This is a genomic window from Mesorhizobium sp. FG116, assembly GCF_057809835.1.
In genome coordinates, this window is sequence record NZ_JBMDKS010000029.1 from 43,235 (window position 1) to 60,180 (window position 16,946).

Annotated in this window: 14 protein-coding genes and 1 pseudogene; 12 read left to right on the forward strand and 3 right to left on the reverse strand. The window is 61.3% G+C overall.

All coding sequences use genetic code 11. The features are described from left to right. Window positions 1–63: 63 nt before the first annotated feature. The 7 genes from ACODTY_RS19585 to ACODTY_RS19615 are packed head-to-tail and all read left to right on the forward strand — an operon-like array spanning window position 64 to window position 8,976. Window positions 64–2,364 (forward strand): 4Fe-4S binding protein, encoded by a 2,301-nt coding sequence (locus ACODTY_RS19585; protein ID WP_488995890.1) that lies wholly within the window; start codon window positions 64–66, stop codon window positions 2,362–2,364. Between the two features lie 23 nt (window positions 2,365–2,387). Beyond that, on the forward strand, window positions 2,388–4,313 hold the full coding sequence (gene nosZ, locus ACODTY_RS19590; protein WP_488995876.1) for a TAT-dependent nitrous-oxide reductase: 1,926 nt from the start codon (window positions 2,388–2,390) through the stop codon (window positions 4,311–4,313). 36 nt (window positions 4,314–4,349) lie between these two features. Next, window positions 4,350–5,708: a nitrous oxide reductase family maturation protein NosD gene (locus ACODTY_RS19595; RefSeq protein WP_488995891.1), complete on the forward strand. Its 1,359-nt coding sequence runs from the start codon at window positions 4,350–4,352 to the stop codon at window positions 5,706–5,708. Continuing rightward, window positions 5,705–6,622, forward strand: a complete 918-nt coding sequence (locus ACODTY_RS19600; protein WP_488995877.1) for an ABC transporter ATP-binding protein — start codon at window positions 5,705–5,707, stop codon at window positions 6,620–6,622. Before ACODTY_RS19595 ends, ACODTY_RS19600 begins: the two co-directional genes overlap by 4 nt. Beyond that, a complete protein-coding gene (locus ACODTY_RS19605; protein WP_488995878.1) occupies window positions 6,619–7,449 on the forward strand; it encodes a DUF2705 family protein in 831 nt (276 codons plus the stop codon). Before ACODTY_RS19600 ends, ACODTY_RS19605 begins: the two co-directional genes overlap by 4 nt. After that, window positions 7,446–7,985 (forward strand): nitrous oxide reductase accessory protein NosL, encoded by a 540-nt coding sequence (locus ACODTY_RS19610; RefSeq protein ID WP_488995879.1) that lies wholly within the window; start codon window positions 7,446–7,448, stop codon window positions 7,983–7,985. The genes ACODTY_RS19605 and ACODTY_RS19610 overlap by 4 nt, the downstream gene beginning before the upstream one ends. Window position 7,986: 1 nt before the next feature. Beyond that, on the forward strand, window positions 7,987–8,976 hold the full coding sequence (locus ACODTY_RS19615) for an FAD:protein FMN transferase (protein WP_488995880.1): 990 nt from the start codon (window positions 7,987–7,989) through the stop codon (window positions 8,974–8,976). 498 nt (window positions 8,977–9,474) lie between these two features. Here the strand turns inward: ACODTY_RS19615 and ACODTY_RS19620 are convergent, their stop codons facing one another. Continuing rightward, a complete protein-coding gene (locus tag ACODTY_RS19620) occupies window positions 9,475–9,954 on the reverse strand; it encodes a hypothetical protein (protein ID WP_488995881.1) in 480 nt (159 codons plus the stop codon). A gap of 1,101 nt (window positions 9,955–11,055) precedes the next feature. Here ACODTY_RS19620 and ACODTY_RS19625 point away from each other — a divergent pair. Further along, window positions 11,056–11,427: a c-type cytochrome gene (locus ACODTY_RS19625; protein WP_488995892.1), complete on the forward strand. Its 372-nt coding sequence runs from the start codon at window positions 11,056–11,058 to the stop codon at window positions 11,425–11,427. A gap of 703 nt (window positions 11,428–12,130) precedes the next feature. On the opposite strand, the gene ACODTY_RS19630 is transcribed toward ACODTY_RS19625, so the two are convergent. Continuing rightward, window positions 12,131–12,832 carry an outer membrane protein gene (locus ACODTY_RS19630; protein WP_488995882.1) on the reverse strand — a complete coding sequence of 234 codons (702 nt, stop codon included), beginning with the start codon at window positions 12,830–12,832 and terminating at the stop codon, window positions 12,131–12,133. A gap of 325 nt (window positions 12,833–13,157) precedes the next feature. Further along, window positions 13,158–13,337 (reverse strand): hypothetical protein, encoded by a 180-nt coding sequence (locus ACODTY_RS19635; protein WP_488995883.1) that lies wholly within the window; start codon window positions 13,335–13,337, stop codon window positions 13,158–13,160. 641 nt (window positions 13,338–13,978) lie between these two features. On the opposite strand from ACODTY_RS19635, the gene ACODTY_RS19640 reads away from it, so the two are divergent. From ACODTY_RS19640 to ACODTY_RS19655, 4 genes and pseudogenes are all read left to right on the forward strand, one after another. Next, window positions 13,979–14,266, forward strand: coding sequence for a DUF6522 family protein (locus ACODTY_RS19640; RefSeq protein WP_488995884.1), 288 nt, complete (start codon window positions 13,979–13,981; stop codon window positions 14,264–14,266). 59 nt (window positions 14,267–14,325) lie between these two features. Next, window positions 14,326–15,984, forward strand: coding sequence for a dihydroxy-acid dehydratase (ilvD, locus tag ACODTY_RS19645; protein WP_488995885.1), 1,659 nt, complete (start codon window positions 14,326–14,328; stop codon window positions 15,982–15,984). Between the two features lie 406 nt (window positions 15,985–16,390). Continuing rightward, entirely contained in the window at window positions 16,391–16,522 is a 132-nt protein-coding gene (locus ACODTY_RS19650; RefSeq protein ID WP_488995886.1) for a hypothetical protein, read from the forward strand. Between the two features lie 141 nt (window positions 16,523–16,663). After that, a pseudogene (locus tag ACODTY_RS19655) lies at window positions 16,664–16,946 on the forward strand (IS21 family transposase); the annotation flags it as partial.

Sequence of the window (16,946 nt, forward strand, 5' to 3'; positions counted from 1 at the left end):
TATTCAGTGGACATGGTTTTGCAGGGTCGGGGGCGAAGAAGTGACAGCGACAGCCAGACCGGCATGGCTGCCCGATTGTTGTTGCACGCCGGCTTTTGCCTGATTGCCGTGCTGACTTGCCTAGCCGCCTTGACTTTCCAGGTCCGGGCGGACGAAAGCCTGCAGCGTTTCCTGTCTGGCACACAGCCGGGCGAGTTGATCCAAGGTGCGGACGCCTATGGCAAGGCCGAAGGAAGTCCCCCGCTCGTGCCCGTTCTGTCGGCTGACCAGACGATCGGCTACGCCTATTTGAATACCGACTACACCAGCTCGGTCGGCTATTCGGGCAAGCCGATCCGCATCCTCGTGGGTATCGATCCCAAGGGCGTCGTCCGAGGCTTCAAGTTGGTCGAGCACAAGGAGCCCATCGTCCTCATCGGCATCCCCCAGGCCAAGGTTGTCGCCTCGCTGAACAAGCTGATCGGCAAGGATCTAGGCCGCGTCGCGGCCGGGCAGGAGCAGATTCCGCAGGTGGATATCGTCAGCGGCGCAACCGTGACGGTACTGGTGATGGGCGACAGCGTGGTGCGCTCGGCCGTGAAACTGATCCGCGCCGGTCGGCTGGGCGGCACCGAAGCGGCGGATGCCGGCGGCGCGCCCACTTTGCCATCCAGGGCCGTCGACCCTGACGTGTCTGAAATCCTCGATTGGAACACGCTGGTCGGCGACGGTTCGGTGCGCAGCCTGCGCATGACGGTGGGTGAGGTGACGAAGGCCTTCGCCGATGCGGGTCAGACACAGGCCGCCGGCCGTCCGGAGACCAGCAATACCGACGACCGCTTCATCGACCTGTTTGTTGCGCCGGTCAGCGTGCCTGTCATCGGCAGGAGTCTGTTGGGCGATACTGTCTATGAACGCTTACGCAAGAAGCTGAAACGCGGCCAGCAGGCCATCGTGGTAGCCGGCGACGGCGTCTATTCCTTCAAGGGCTCCGGCTATGTGCGCGGCGGCATCTTCGACCGTATAGAGCTGATGCAGGACGGCCAAGGCGTGCGATTTCGCGACCGCGACCATACGCGCCTCGGCGACCTTTCGGCCGAAGGCGCGCCGCATCTGCGCGAGATTGCGCTGTTCGCGGTGCCGGAGGAGTTCCCGCTGGACCTTTCCAAACCGTGGGAGTTGCAACTTCTCGTCCAGCGTAGCTTCGGCGCCCGCGACAAGGCCACGCTCCCCTTCAACCTCGGCTACACGCTGCCGGACCGCTATCTGAAGGCGGTGCCCGTCGCCGTTGCCGCACCACACCCTGCGCAGCCAACCGAAGCGTTAAAGCCTGGCGTGGCCGTTTCGGACGCTGCCGGATCCTCCCCCCAGGGCTTGACTGATGAGGAGCCTTTATGGGTGAGAATATGGAAACTGAACAAGTTGGAGATCGGCATCACCGTTGTTGCGCTTCTTGTGCTGACCGCAATCTTCTTTTTCCAGAACTGGCTGGTGCGGCGCCCGCGCCTGTTCGTCTGGGTGCGGCGCGGCTACCTGCTGTTCACGCTGATCTGGCTCGGCTGGTACGCAAATGCGCAATTGTCCGTAGTCAACGTGCTGACCTTCACCAATTCCCTTGTCACGGACTTCAATTGGGAGTTCTTTCTCGCCGCGCCGCTTGTCTTCATCCTATGGGCGGCGGTTGCGGCGGGACTGCTGTTCTGGGGCAGAGGCCCATTTTGCGGTTGGCTTTGCCCCTTCGGCGCCTTGCAGGAACTGACCAATAACCTTGCCCAGTGGTTGAAGGTGCCGCAGATCAGGCTGCCCTTCGGCCTCCATGAACGCCTTTGGCCAATCAAGTACGTGATTTTCCTCGGGCTGTTCGGCCTGTCGTTCTACTCCGTTGCACTGGCTGAGACCTATGCCGAGATCGAACCGTTCAAGACGGCGATCATCCTCAAATTCGCTCGCGAATGGCCCTTCGTGATCTTTGCGTTGACGCTGCTGACGGCGGGTCTGTTCATCGAGCGCTTCTACTGCCGCTATCTGTGCCCGCTGGGTGCCGCGCTTGCCATTCCGGGTCGCATCCGCATGTTCGAATGGCTCAAGCGTTACCCAGAATGCGGCTCTCCTTGCCAGCGCTGCGCCAAGGAATGCCCGGTCGATGCCATCCATCCCGAAGGGCAGATCAATGTCAACGAGTGCATCTACTGCATGCACTGCCAGGAACTCTACCACGACGATCATCGCTGCCCGCACATGATTCAGGTGCGGTTGAAACGGGAGAAGTTCGCGGCTCTGTCTTCACCCACCTTAGGTGGCAAAGGGCCGGCAAAGCCGCCGGTCATCAGCCACAAGGGTGCGCCGGTGGCGACCTCGCAACCAGACACCAATGCAACAGGCTGACACGCCAACAAAGGAGACGGAGCATGTCGCAGGAAGATCAGGACAAGAAGACCATTCTGAGCAGGCGTCAATTGCTGGGCACTACCGCTGTCGTAGCCGCAGCGGGGGCCGCAGGCTTAGGAGGCGGATTGACACGGGGCGGGGGCGTCGTCTCGTCGGCCGCGGCAGACGAAAAAGGCGAGCAGGAGTTCGAGGTCAAGCCAGGCGAACTGGACGAGTATTATGTGTTCTTCTCCAGCGGCCAGACCGGCGAGGTGCGAATCATGGGTGCTCCGTCGATGCGCGAACTCATGCGCATTCCGGTCTTCAACCGGTGCAGCGCCACCGGGTGGGGCCAGACCAACGAGAGCCGCAAGGTCCTGACCGAGGGACTGCTGCCGGAAACGAAGGAGTTCCTGAAGGACCTTGGCGGTACCTATCTCAACGGCGACCTGCACCACCCGCATCCCTCGCAGACCGATGGCACCTATGACGGCCGCTATCTCTATGCCAACGACAAGGCCAACACCCGTGTCTGCCGTATCCGCCTCGACGTGATGCGCTGCGACAAGATCATCCAACTGCCGAACCAGCACACGGTACACGGCCTTCGTGTCCAGAAATATCCCAAGACGGGCTATGTCTTCTGCAATGGCGAGGACCGCGCGCCAATTCCCAATGATGGCAAGATCCTGGACGATCCGAAGCAGTATCACGCCATTTTCACCGCCGTGGACGGGGAGACGATGGAGGTGGCCTGGCAGGTTATGGTGGACGGGAATCTCGACAACGTCGACGCGGACTACCAAGGCAAATACGCCTTTGCCACCTGCTACAATTCCGAAGAAGGCGTCACGCTTGCCGAGATGATGGAGAAGGAGCAGGACTGGATCGTCATCTTCAACCTCCAGCGCATCGAAGACGCGGTCAAGAAGGGAGACTTCAAGGAGATGGGCGGCGTGCCGGTCATCGACGGCCGTCACGGTTCGCCCTACACGCGCTACGTTCCGATCGCCAACAGCCCGCACGGCATCAACACCGCGCCCGACGGCATCCACGTCGTGGCCAACGGCAAGCTCTCGCCCACGGTGACGGTGTTCGACGTGCGCAAGTTCGACGAGCTGTTCGACGACAAGATCGAGCCCCGCGACACGGTGGTAGCCGAGCCGGAGCTGGGGCTCGGGCCGTTGCACACCGCCTATGACGGCAAGGGCAACGCCTATACTACCCTGTTCATCGACAGCCAGATCTGCAAGTGGAACATCGAGGATGCTAAGCGTTCCTATGCGGGCCAGGCGGTCGATCCTATCCGCCAGAAGCTCGACGTTCATTACCAGCCCGGCCACAACCATACGTCTATGGGTCAGACCAAGGAAGCGGACGGAAAATGGCTGATCTCGCTCAACAAGTTTTCCAAGGACCGCTACTTGAACGTCGGCCCGCTGAAGCCGGAGAACGACCAGTTAATCGACATCTCCGGCGATCAGATGGTGCTGGTGCATGACGGCCCGAGCTTCGCCGAGCCTCATGACGCCACCATCGTCCACCGCTCGAAGATCAACCCGGTCAATGTCTGGGACCGCAACGACCCGTTCTTCGCGGATGCGGTCAAGCAGGCAGAAGCCGACGGCATCGATCTGATGATGGACAGCGAGGTGATCCGCGACGGCAACAAGGTGCGTGTCTACATGACCTCGGCGGCGCCAGCCTTCGGACTGGAGAGCTTCAGCGTCAAACAGGGTGACGAAGTGACCGTCTATGTGACGAACATCGACGAGGTGGAGGACCTGACCCACGGCTTCTCTATCATCAATTACGGCATCAATATGGAGGTGGCTCCCCAAGCGACGGCGTCGGTGACTTTCACCGCCAGTAAGCCCGGCGTGTGGTGGTACTACTGCTCGTGGTTCTGCCATGCCATGCACATGGAGATGAAGGGCCGCATGCTGGTGGAACCGCAAGGTGCCTAGGACGTGAACCATTCGTTCCATATTACAACGATAGGAATGGTGGCGGTGGTCGCCGCCATTTTCGGTCACGCGGCCGCGGCCGCCGAAATAGCGGTGCCGGCGGCTGCGGGACCGCTTCAGGCGGTGGTGGACGCCTCCTCTCCCGGTGATGTGCTGCGCCTGGCGCGCGGCGAGCATCTTGGGCCAGTCGTCATCTCCAAGGCGCTGACGCTGCAAGGCGAGCCGGGCGCGGTGTTGAAGGGCAGCGGCCTCGGCAGTGTGGTCACACTGGAGGCGCCCGACACTGTCGTTCGCGGCCTGCGCATCGAGGGCTCGGGTACGGATATCGACACGCTGGATGCCGGCGTATTCGCCGCGCCGGCCGCCGAGCGCGCGCTTATCGAAGGCAACAGCATCGTCGGCAATCTCTACGGCATCCAGATTCACGGCTCGCGGGACGCGGTGGCGCGCGGCAACTTCATCGAGGGCCAGCGTCAGGGTCGCACCAACCGTTCCGGCAACGGCGTGTCGGTGTGGAATGCGCCCGGCGCCCGAGTGCTGGGCAACGACATCAGCTTCGGTCGCGACGGCATCTTCGCCAACACCAGCAAGAAAAACGAGTTTCGCGGCAATAGTTTCAGCAATTTGCGCTTCGCAATCCATTATATGTACACGAACGACAGCGTGATCGCCGACAACGTGTCCACCGGCAACATCGTCGGCTATGCGATCATGTATTCCGACCGGCTTAAGGTCTTCGACAATGTGTCGGACGGCGACCGCGACAACGGCCTTCTCTTCAACTACGCCAACGGCTCCGAGATCCGCGGCAATGTGGTGCGCGGCCGCGCCCAGCCGGCTGCCCGCTGGACCAGCAACGGCCAGCGCTTCACCGCCAACCCCGAGATGCCGCCCGCCAAAGGCGCCGGCGCCCCCGCCGCCAAAGCGCCCAAAGGCACGCGTGTCGGCCCGGAGAAATGCGTGTTCATTTACAACGCCAACCGCAACCGCTTCTCATACAACCAATTCGAGGGCTGCGAGATCGGGGTGCACTTCACCGCCGGCTCCGAGGGCAACGCCATGAGCGGCAACGCCTTCCTGCGCAACCGCAACCAGGTCAAATATGTCGGCACTCGCTCGCTCGACTGGTCGAGCGGCGGACGCGGCAATTACTGGAGCGACAATCCCGCCTTCGACCTTGACGGCGACGCAATTGCCGACAGTCCCTACCGACCCAACGATATGATGGACAGGGTCCTGTGGAAGGCGCCGGCGGCCAAGGTGCTGGTCAACAGCCCGGCCGTGCAGGTGATCCGCTGGGCGCAGTCACGTTTTCCGGCGATCTTTCCCGGCGGTGTTATCGACAGCCATCCGCTGATGAAGCCTGCCGGCATCAAGGGAACGGAGCTGCCATGAGCCTCATTGTCGAACTGAGGTCGGCTTCCCGTCACTATGGGCCGGTCAAGGCCGTGGACGGGGTTTCTTTCGCCGCCGGCGCCGGCGAGGTGATCGCACTGGTGGGCCACAATGGCGCCGGCAAGACAACCCTCATTAAACTGATGCTCGGCCTTGTGCGCCCCACAGCCGGCGCGGTCTGTGTGCTAGGCCAGGACCCGGCGGCAGGCGATGCCACAGTGCGCCGGCGCCTCGGCTACCTGCCGGAGAACGTTTCGTTCAATCCTGCCCTCACCGGCCGCGAGACGCTGCGGTTTTATGTACGGCTCAAGGGCGGAGGGAAGGATGAGGAGGTCGCGCTGCTGGAGCGGCTTGGCCTCGCCCATGCAGCAGACCGGCGCGTCGGTACCTATTCCAAGGGCATGCGTCAGCGGCTTGGCCTCGCCCAGGCCATGATCGGCGAGCCGGCGGTGCTGCTACTTGACGAGCCGACCACCGGGCTCGACCCGGAACTGCGCCAGAAATTCTACGCAATCGTACGCGAGATGCGAGCGGTGGGTGCTACCGTGCTGTTGTGTTCGCATGCGCTGAACGAGTTGGAGGGCAATGCCGGCCGCGTCGTCATCATAAACGACGGTTGCAAGATCGCCGATGGCTCGCTGGACGAGTTGCGCGATATCGCGCGGCTGCCGACTAGAATCCGCCTGCGAACTGCCGAGGGCGGCGCCCAGCGCCTGCGCGAATGGATGGGCGAGCCCGCGGGTTTGAGGCAGATCAATGGCCATATCGTCGAACTCGACGCCACGCCTGAGGATAAGGCCGCCTTCCTGCGCCGCGCCGCCGGCGAGGACGCGCCTTTCGAGGACCTCGACATGGTACCGCCTGGCCTCGATGAACTCTATGCCCATTTCCTGGCGGGGAGGGTTTCTCGATGAACACCATCCTTTTGCTTGCGGCCAAGGAGGTGCGCGAGGGCCTGCGCAATCGCTGGGTTCTGGCGGCGACCGGGCTGCTGGCGGCGCTGGCGCTGACGCTGGCTTTGCTCGGCAGCGCGCCCACCGGCACGGTCGGCGCCGGTGCGCTCGACGTGGTGGTCATCAGCCTGGCCAGTCTCACCATCTTTATAGTGCCGCTGATCGCCCTGCTTATCTCCCATGACGCCATCGTCGGTGAGATCGAGCGCGGCACCATGACGTTGCTTCTTTCCTATCCGGTGCGGCGCTGGCAGGTGCTGATTGGCAAATACCTCGGCCACATCGCCATTCTCGCCTTTGCCACCTGCGTCGGCTACGGCCTGGCGGCCGTTGCGCTGCTGGCCACCGGCAAGGCGATCGGCGGCGGTAGTTGGACGGCGTTCACGACGATGACGGCTTCGTCGGTGCTGCTCGGCGCCGTATTCGTGGCCATCGGCTATCTGGTCAGCGCGCTGGTGCGCGTCCGCGGTACGGCCGGCGGCATCGCCGTCGGCATCTGGCTGGTCTTTGTCATCCTCTACGACATGGCGCTGCTAGCGCTGCTGGTCGCCGACCAGGGGCGGCTCATGAGCGGCGGCATGCTGGAGGCGCTGCTGCTGTTCAATCCGACAGACGCCTACCGGCTGCTCAACCTCGCAGGCTCGGACGAGATCGCGGCGGCTTCCGGCATGGTCGGCATCGTGCAGAGCGCGGCTCTGCGGCCGGCCGCACTACTGGCTGCACTCGCAGCATGGATCGTGGTGCCGATGGCGCTGGCTGCTGCTGTCTTTTCAAGGAGGGAGCTGTGAGAATTCGCCTTTCGATTGCGCTTCTGGCCGGCCTGCTGATGCTCGGCGCATGCCAGCGCGAGACCGAGGCGCCGCCCGCGCCCTTCGCCATGACGCAAGACGCGATGGGCCGCTATTGCGGCATGAACATCCTCGAACATACCGGCCCCAAGGGGCAGATCATCCTCGCCAAATATGACGAGCCGATCTGGTTCTCCTCGGCGCGCGACGCCATCGCCTTCACCATGCTGCCGGAAGAGCCGAAGGACATCAAGGCGATCTACGTCTCCGACATGGGAAAGGCGCCAACCTGGGACAAGCCCGGAGCCGACAACTGGGTGGAGGCAAGGCAGGCCTTTTTTGTCATCGGCAGCGACCGGAAGGGCGGCATGGGCGCCGCCGAGGCCGTGCCCTTCTCCACCGAGGAAGCGGCGAAAGCCTTTGCCGGCGATCATGGCGGGGATATCGTGCGCTTCGACGCCGTTCCGCGCGACTATATTCTGGAGCAGCAACCCGGCGCTGGTGATGCGTCTGTACCCTCCCGCGAGGTTCACTGACATGACGTCCAGCATGATCTCCCGACGCCGTATCATCGGCATCAGCGCGGCGGCGGCCGGCATGAGCCTGTTGCCGCTACGCGGCTACACCTCGCCCGAGGCGGTGACCTGGCGGGGCGAGGCGATGGGCGCGCAGGCTTCGCTCGTCATCCATCACCCGGATCATGCGACCGCCGAGTGGCTGGCCGGCATGGTGGTGGCCGAAATGCGCCGATTGGAGCGCGTTTTCAGCCTCTACCGCGACGATTCGGACCTAGTGCAGCTCAACCGACAGCGCTTCCTCGTCGCGCCGCCGAAGGAATTGGTCGAGATATTGCTGCTCAGCCGCGAGGCCAACGTGCGCACTGCCGGCGCCTTCGATCCCACCGTGCAGCCGCTATGGGAGGTCTACCGCCACCATTTCTCGACGCCTGGCGCATCAGAGGCCGGACCCTCGGTCGGGATCGTGCGCGAATGCCTCGCTCGGGTCGGTCTCGAGCGGATCACCTGCTCCCCCGACAGGATCGAGCTTCCGGTCCAGGGCTCCGCACTGACGCTCAACGGCATCGCGCAAGGCTACATCACCGACAAGGTCGTGAACCTCCTGCGGGCCGGCGGTATCGAGCGTTCCATGGTCGACATGGGCGAAAGCCGTGCCATCGGCTCGGCTCCGGGCGACCGGCCATGGCGCGTCGGCATTTCCGATCCGCAGGACAGCGCCCGCATCCTCAAGGTGCTTGAAGTGGAAGACCGTGCCGTCGCCACATCGAGCCCGCTCGGCTTCCGCTTCGACGCGGAAGGGCAGTTCAGCCATATCATCGATCCGCGTAGCGGGGCGACGCCCCAGCGTCACGCCGGCGTCACCGTCGTGGCCGGCCAGGCGGTGTTGGCGGACGCGCTGTCCACCGCCTTCAACCTGATGGATGCGGGGGAGATCGCGGCTGTGCTTGATGGCATTGCCGGCGTCGAAGCCCACATCCTGTCACACGACGGGAAGTGGACTTCCGCGTGAGTGCTTACTTGCCGCGCTGGGCGTGGCCCTTTCCGGCACGCACGGGCAGCAGTCGGCAGCGGAGCTGTCCGGTTGCTTAGCGGCGGCCCATCAGCCTCATTCGGGACGGCAGTGACGTGGTCCCGATCAACCATCAACAAAAAGGCCGTCAGGATGACACAAGCATCGCGTCAAGATGCAGAAGCCGCAACCACTTGCGAATTTCCGATTCCAGTCAGGGTACGCCCCGAGAGTACAGAGCGGTAAGTGCGCGCCACTTCCTCCATGTCGCAGTCGTGCGCTGATCGTCTCAGCCGCCTCATACCGTGGCGGACAAGCATCGCGGGCTCGAACAGCGCGGCATGACTGATCTGACAGCGCCTGCATGCCGCAAATGGCCAGGATGGACGACGCTGAAGTGCCGTGCGCGGGATCAAACAGAAGCGACCTTTGATGAAGATCGCCATCTGCAGTTGCGGCCAACGGGCACATCGCGCTCCGAACTGTCGTAATCTACACTCATAGCGCAATGGTCCAATCCTGCGCAGGGAGGTAGCCATGTCTTACGATGCACGACGCTGGCCGCTGACGGATCAGGTCTGGCGCCAGTTCGTCCAGTTCGATCTTGTCATGGAACGCACGCGGGTAGAACCTGTTCTTGCCGCACGCAACGAGGTGGGTAAAGCTATTGCTCAGGCACGCAATATCTGCCTCGTCTGCTTCCAACAGGAGCGGTGTCGGTCCTTGCTGGAGCATGACGAAGCGGACGCGATCATGGCCTTCTGTCCCAATGCCGGCTTTTTCGACCAATGTCGGCAACGCGGGTTCTGCAAAACCCGGAAAATAAAGCGCGGTGGGTGAGGGCGAAGGACCGCGTATGCTTCGGTCCTCGTTGACCGGGCGAAACGTCTGGCCCAAGATCGCCGACGATCGCCAAGTCCAACCCGCTTCCGGCTGCGTCTCGTCTACCGTGCCGCCGCGGGCGAGCACCATAGCCATCGGGCTTTCCGGAATGCCCGGCCCCGTCGCCATCGACGGCTAGAACGAGTGTACGGGGTTCCAGCCGGCTGGTGATGCGTATCTTTCCAGCATTCCATTTCATAGCATTGTCGATAAGATTGCCAAGCATTTCGGCAAGGTCTTGCGCGTCGAGCGGCGCCCGCCAGGGTGGGCGCGATCAGAATTTCCCATTCGATGTCCTCTCCTTTCGAGATGCAGCGCAGTGCGGCGACGATCCTTGCGGCCCGGACAGGTGGTGCACTTGCATCTGGCCCCGTCGTGGTATGTCGGTCGGCAGGGTAAGCATTTCGCCGTCAAGCGAGCGCGAGCGCAGAATGGCTCCTGAGGGTGCCGGGCTAATTTGCCAGTAGAGGCCCGTCGAGCAGATCGTCAAAGCGCGGAACAGAACAATGCTGGGTGCAGGAGTGCCCATGCCGACGATCGATCTGCTGATTCCACGGGCCGAGCCCCGCAGGCAAGGCAAGTTGTAGTTTGCTGAACCGGGTGCGCTGCTCTTGGAAGTGCCCGATCCAAGAGCCGAGGGCGCGAAGATCACTGCGGCTGCTCGGCATACACTGTTGCATTCCCGGTTTCATGCCTTGCTACTTGGGCGCAGGAACCTTGCGGAAACGGCGCCACCGCCCTGCTGGACTCGGCATCGCAATTCTCCCGCGGATCGCTCGCGAAAGGCGATGATCTCACGTCCCTCTCTATCTGACGCGGGCAGAGCTGCCTGATTGGCTCGGCCTGACACTATCGGGCGTCAGCCGCTGCCTCAACGCTTCCGGCGAGACGAATTGATTGCATTCGTCCATCCCAAGATCGCCACGATCCGGCATAGAGTATTTCTCGAAGCGCTAGTTTCGGGCACGCCCACGCCGACTTGGCGGTGTACATTACACAAGCAAGGTGGACGCAAATCCGTGTCGACCTGAGAACTTGAAGGATGTATCCAAATACGCACAAGAGTTTTCCATAGACCATACAAGCGGTGGGTTATCAGACAATCTGTCTGAAGATGACTTCATAATACAGGACGCCGCGATCGTCGCGGCTCAATCCAGGAAGGAATTTCTCATGGAAGCTTATGTTCGCTCTGTCATGATGTCCGTAGTGACGATATTTTTCGTAACGGCGCCGGCTTCGGCTAGCGACACGGAGGCCGGCAAGAAGGTCTTTGCGGCGTGCCGCGCCTGCCATCAGATCGGTGAAAAAGCCAAGAACGGAGTCGGGCCAGAACTCAACGGCCTGATGGGCCGGCATTCCGGTTCAGTTGAAGGGTACAATTATTCGTCGGCAAACAAGGATTCCGGAATCGTCTGGGACGAGGAAACGTTCCGCGAGTATATCAAGAACCCGAAGGCCGTCATTCCCGGCACCAAGATGATTTATGCAGGCCTAAAGGATGAGCAGAAGATCTCGGACCTGATCGCGTATCTGAAGCAGTTCGACGTGAACGGAAAGACGCATTGACCGCGCCTGACCTTCAAAGCGAAGCTTAAACCGCATCCGGAAATGTTTTCAGCCAGGTCAGGATTGGTCCTGAGCCCAAGCGGGTCGTGCGCTTTCAGACGTGCACGGCCCGCTTGGGCTTCCTGTGTCCAGGAGGCGCCGTCCGGTCCCTGCCTGTGAAATTGCGCCGAATAGAGACCCTACGCAGACCGAGCTTAATCTACTGAGTTCGTTGCGAAAATGGTCGCGAGTTGAGGGGGGTCCAGAAAGCACCTGTCGTGACCGTCAAAAATCCCGGGAAGAGCGATTGAATCGACTCCTTGAGCATTCGCGTGTCAAGGGGCACTGTTCTGTGCAATTTCACATCTTGCCCTCCTCGGCGCGCTTGTGAACGGCGTCAACTTCATCGAGATAAGCCTGCCACAAAGGCTTGTCTTGGAACGTGATCTTCCGGCATGTTGGCAAGCTTGCATACGCCCGCACGGCTCGTTCGCTCGGGTCTTAGGTTTTCTTGGCCATAGCGAATTGTCGCGCCTTTCCCCGCTCATCACAAGAGGAGGGTAAGCACGCATCTTGGTGGAGGAGCGTCTGCCAGGCACGTCCTCTCAGGTCCGCCGGGCCAGAACAAATGACGAGGAGCGGTTCGTCAAACTGCAATCCACCGATCCGAGCGCATAAAAAAGCCCCGCCGGAGCGGGGCTTTGCATCTCATCTGCGAAGCAGATCAGAACTTGTAGTTGAAGCCAATCTTGATCGCATGGACATCGAAATTGTCATCATACGTTCTGAACTCGGTGCCGCCGGGATTGAGCAATGTCAGATTCGGAGAGAACCGATAGAACTGATACTCGCCCTTGACGGTCCAGTTGTCATTGAGCGCGTATTCGACGCCAGCGCCAAGGGTCCAGCCTGCCACCGACTCCTTGCCGCTTGCGTTGTTGAAGCCACCAAGCGAGATGTCCGTGATTTCCAGGCGCGTCAAGCCAACGCCGCCCTTGGCATAGAACAAAGCGCGGTCAACGGCATAACCCAAACGGCCGGTGATGCTGCCAAGATAGTCGATCTCGGAATGCGTGGTTGCGACAGGTGCGACGCCGCCGGGGAAACCGAAAATATTGTCGTTTCCATCTGCATTGGAAAAGGCGAGATCGCCTTCGATACCGGCAACAACGGAACCGAACTGCCAATTGTATCCGACTTGGCCACCGAGCATAAAGCCGTCTGCGTTCAGGTTGGCCGTTTCGACTTGAATGCCGCCCACCAGGTAGACGCCATCGCCGTCACCCCAGGAATGGCCGGTATGAAGCCCGGCATAGGCACCTGACCAGTTATACGTCGAAGCGACCGGAATTTCCGCTGCCGGGTCTGCTGCCAGTGCCGCACCCGATGCTCCTAGTATAATTGCGAGCGCAATTGCGATCTTCATGAAAACCCCCTCAATCCACCTTGTATTACTTACGTAACGTAAATTCCGGCGTTGCGCTGTAGCGGAAAAGGCACATCACGCCCGAAACGTTGGTGCCGAGGAATTTCCTGATGGCTGGCACAACCTGAAGCTTGGGGGAGTGGGCTGCTCCGGTCAAGGTGTGCCCTCTCGGGGTCGGTGCTGAAATCAAATGGGGCTCAGCCATGTTCGTCACATTGCAGTGCAGCGCCGCGCAAGCACGTTACTATAATACCCGTTCCACGTCGGGATACGTTACGCCAGGCAACAAACAGCCGCCCAGCTGTGGCTCTTGGGATTATCCCCCTCAATCATCATGCGCGCTGGCAGCGGATTTCTTCTTGCCCGGATAACGTCGAAGGGTACGCGCCTTGCTGATGGCCTTTGATGCCTCCACCAGTTTTCCAGCCAATTCGTCCTTCGAAAATAGTTCGAGGTGCTCCGCCATGTAGGCAAGCTCGGATGCTAGGTCTGTCATGTCTGTCATTAGGTTATTGTAGATGCCTTGCCCATGCGCTCACAAGTGGGTAGTCGGTTTCGCCGGTCCCGCACCGCTGGTGCGGCAGGAAGGTCATTTTGGGATCAGATCGCGACGGAAGATCTCATCGGTACCTACGCGGCCGGTTTTCACGCGTGCATTCCGTTCTCCCGGTCCTAGAACCACCTCGACTTCGCCGTAGAGCCCGGCTGCCGTGAGTCGGGCAGGGCCTGTGCGATGCTGCGTGGAGCCAATCCAGTCGAGTGGCGAAAATTCAACGCGCTACTTGATCGGTTGAGTAGGCATGTGCATTGGGACTAACGGTGCAGGGGACGACCGTCGCGCTCTCGCGTCGGCGTTTTTGCTTGGCGTTTGTCGCGGAATGGGGTGAGAGCTTCTGGTTCGGGTACAATAGCGCTATATTTCAGAAATAATACCGAACCACGAATTTGAGGAGACCAGTACGCGATATGCTCGGTGGTTGCCGACGGCGCCGTGCGGGGCACTTCTCACACGAGGCCGACGACGATCTTTGGTTCCGCCTCATGTCTCCGATCGGAAATCGGAATATCCCAGCGTTTCGGCGTTCAGACGATCCTGCGAGGGGTCGTGACCGCCTAGCGTCCATATATTTTGAGGATACGAATGCGATGAAAATTGAAATCGGCACGGACGGTATGCTCATCGATGCGAAACTGATTGCCGACCTGCTGCACCTCAACCCGGTGGCCGTGCACTCGCTCATGAGGGGCCAGGAGATCACGTCCTTTTGCGAACGCGGAATCGATGAGCACGAAGGTGAATATCGTTTGAGTTTCTTCTACGGCAACCGCCGCGCGCGTTTGACTGTCGATACCGCCGGCAACGTCATCAGGCGCTCAATGATCGACTTTGGACAAGCCGCCTTACCGCGCCAATTCCATCGCATGGGCAGATAGCAGCGCGATCTTGCGCATCGGCGCGGGATCGTCGACCTTTTGTAGACAGGGATTTCACCATGCCTTTCAACCAGCGTTCGAAACATATCACCCAAGGTATCGCCCGATCCCCGAACCGGGCGATGTACTACGCGCTGGGCTACCAGAAGAGCGATTTCGACAAACCGATGATCGGCATCGCCAACGCGCATTCCACCATTACGCCGTGCAACGCCGGCCTGCAACCGCTCGCCGCCATTAAGGAGGCCGGCGCCAATCCGCAGGTGTTCGGCACGCCGACCATTTCGGACGGTATGTCGATGGGCACGGAAGGCATGAAATATTCGCTGGTCTCGCGCGAGGTCATCGCCGATTGCGTCGAAACCTGCGTGCAGGGCCAGTGGATGGACGGGGTGCTTGTACTGGGCGGCTGTGACAAGAATATGCCCGGCGGCATGATTGGCATCCTGCGAGCTAATGCGCCGGCGATCTATGTCTATGGTGGCACAATCAAGCCGGGCCGTTGGAAGGGCGAGGATCTGTCCATCGTCTCCGCCTTCGAGGCAGTAGGCGCCTTCATGGCCGGCACGATGAGCGAAGAGGATTTCGAGGGCATCGAGCGCAACGCCTGCCCATGCAACGGTTCGTGCGGCGGCATGTATACGGCCAACACGATGAGTTCCTCGTTCGAGGCGCTCGGCATGGCGCTCATGTATTCCTCGACCATGGCCAGCCCCGACCGCGAGAAACTCGAAAGTGCTACGGAATCCGGGCGAATGCTGGTCGAGGCGGTAAAGAAGAACATTAAGCCGCGCGATATCATGACGCGGCAATCGATCGAGAACGCGGTGGCGTTAATCATGGCAATCGGTGGCTCCACCAATGCAGTGCTGCACTATCTCGCCATCGCGCACGCCGCCGGGGTCGAGTGGACGCTGGACGATTTCGAGCGAGTGCGCCGCAAGGTGCCGGTGCTGTGCGACCTGAAACCGTCCGGCCATTACATGGCGGTGGACCTACATCAGGCCGGCGGCATTCCGCAGGTGTTAAAGGTCCTGCTCAACGCCGACCTCCTGCATGGCGATTGCCTGACCATCACCGGCCGCACGCTGGCAGAGGAACTTGCCGAGGTGCCCGATACGCCGCGTGCCGACCAGTCTGTCATCAGGACGATCGACCAGGCGCTTTACAGCGAGGGCCATCTCGCCATCCTCAAGGGCAATCTCGCCGAGGATGGCGCAGTCGCCAAGATCACAGGTCTGAAAAGCCCGGCGATCACCGGCCCCGCCCGTGTCTTCGACGACGAGCAGTCCGCAATGGAGGCGATCCTTGCCGACAGGATCAAGCCTGGCGACGTGGTGGTGCTACGTTATCTCGGGCCGAAGGGCGGGCCGGGCATGCCGGAAATGCTGGCCCCCACCTCTGCTCTCGTCGGACGCGGCCTTGGCGAAAGCGTTGGCCTGGTCACCGACGGGCGCTTTTCCGGCGGCACCTGGGGCGTGGTGGTTGGCCACGTCGCGCCGGAAGCCTATGTCGGCGGCGTAATAGCGCTGGTCGAGGAGGGCGACACCATCACCATCGACGCGCATAAGCTTGTGCTGCAACTGGAGGTGGACGAGGCGGAGATCTCGCGCCGTCGCGCAAGCTGGAAGCAGCCAGACCCCCGCTATCGGCACGGCGTGCTGGCGAAGTTTGCAGCGCTCGCCCGCCCCGCCAACGAGGGAGCCGTAACCGGCTGAAGGCGGGGCCAATCATGAGTCATTTCGTTCTCGTCACTTTGCATCTTTTTGCTGCCATCATGTTCGTCGGCACCGTCTTGTTCGAGGGGTTCTCATCTTCAAAGGCATCCGCAAGCCGGTTGGGCGCGAGGCGATGCGAACGGTGGAAATGGCGATCAGCCTCCGCGCGCGACGCGTGATGGAGGTTGTCTACGGCGCGGGCATCGCTATGGCGTGGCAATATCGCGAAGACCCTGCGCATCCTTTTGCCAGCAGCTTCGCAACCCTGCGTTTTCCATCAAGATCGTTCCGGCGCTCTGCGTCTTCGCCCACTTCATCACTGCAGTGACCTTGAGCGCTCGCGACAAGCTCAAGTCCCCAAGAGCAGTCGCAACAGATCGAAATTGCCTGCCTCAACGAGGAACGCATGAAGACAATGGAGGAGGCTTGCCGCACCGTCAGGCTCAAGGAAGGCAACGGCCAGGTCACCATTCCGATGGCCCAAGCCGTCATCCGTTCGCTGGCCGTCAATGCCGCCAAGGGCAACCAGCGGGCATAACGCCTGTTTACTGAACTGCCCTTCACTGTGTTTTTTCGTGGAATTAGGACCCTGTTCAAGGGGTGATTTTCGTCCAAACGGGCCCCCTTAACGATGGGGTCATCAAGATGCCTCCGGTTTCATCGGAGGCATTTGTTTTGGATGTTGGTCGTGGAGACGATTGCAAAGATCCGCCGGCTGTCGCTGGTGCAGGGAAAGTCGATCAAGGCGATCTGCCGGGAGCTGAAGATCTCCCGCAAGGTGGTGCGCAAGGTTCTGCGGTCAGACGAGACGGAGTTCCGCTACGAGCGGAAGCGTCAGCCCTATCCGCGCATGGGAGCCTGGCGGGAGAAGCTGGACCGGCTGCTGTCGGCAAATGCGGCGAAACCGCAGCGTGAGCGGCTAACGTTGATCCGCATCTTCGAGGAACTTCGTGGCCTGGGCT

Excerpts from the sequence above, each read along its gene's own strand:
- ACODTY_RS19585 (WP_488995890.1), top strand. The coding sequence starts at position 64 with ATGGCTGCCCGATTGTTGTTGCACGCCGGCTTTTGCCTGATTGCCGTG.
- nosZ (WP_488995876.1), top strand. The coding sequence starts at position 2,388 with ATGTCGCAGGAAGATCAGGACAAGAAGACCATTCTGAGCAGGCGTCAA.
- ACODTY_RS19595 (WP_488995891.1), top strand. The coding sequence starts at position 4,350 with ATGGTGGCGGTGGTCGCCGCCATTTTCGGTCACGCGGCCGCGGCCGCC.
- ACODTY_RS19600 (WP_488995877.1), top strand. The coding sequence starts at position 5,705 with ATGAGCCTCATTGTCGAACTGAGGTCGGCTTCCCGTCACTATGGGCCG.
- ACODTY_RS19605 (WP_488995878.1), top strand. The coding sequence starts at position 6,619 with ATGAACACCATCCTTTTGCTTGCGGCCAAGGAGGTGCGCGAGGGCCTG.
- ACODTY_RS19615 (WP_488995880.1), top strand. The coding sequence starts at position 7,987 with ATGACGTCCAGCATGATCTCCCGACGCCGTATCATCGGCATCAGCGCG.
- ACODTY_RS19620 (WP_488995881.1), bottom strand. The coding sequence starts at position 9,954 with ATGGCTATGGTGCTCGCCCGCGGCGGCACGGTAGACGAGACGCAGCCG.
- ACODTY_RS19625 (WP_488995892.1), top strand. The coding sequence starts at position 11,056 with ATGATGTCCGTAGTGACGATATTTTTCGTAACGGCGCCGGCTTCGGCT.
- ACODTY_RS19630 (WP_488995882.1), bottom strand. The coding sequence starts at position 12,832 with ATGAAGATCGCAATTGCGCTCGCAATTATACTAGGAGCATCGGGTGCG.
- ACODTY_RS19635 (WP_488995883.1), bottom strand. The coding sequence starts at position 13,337 with ATGACAGACATGACAGACCTAGCATCCGAGCTTGCCTACATGGCGGAG.
- ACODTY_RS19640 (WP_488995884.1), top strand. The coding sequence starts at position 13,979 with ATGAAAATTGAAATCGGCACGGACGGTATGCTCATCGATGCGAAACTG.
- ilvD (WP_488995885.1), top strand. The coding sequence starts at position 14,326 with ATGCCTTTCAACCAGCGTTCGAAACATATCACCCAAGGTATCGCCCGA.
- ACODTY_RS19650 (WP_488995886.1), top strand. The coding sequence starts at position 16,391 with ATGAAGACAATGGAGGAGGCTTGCCGCACCGTCAGGCTCAAGGAAGGC.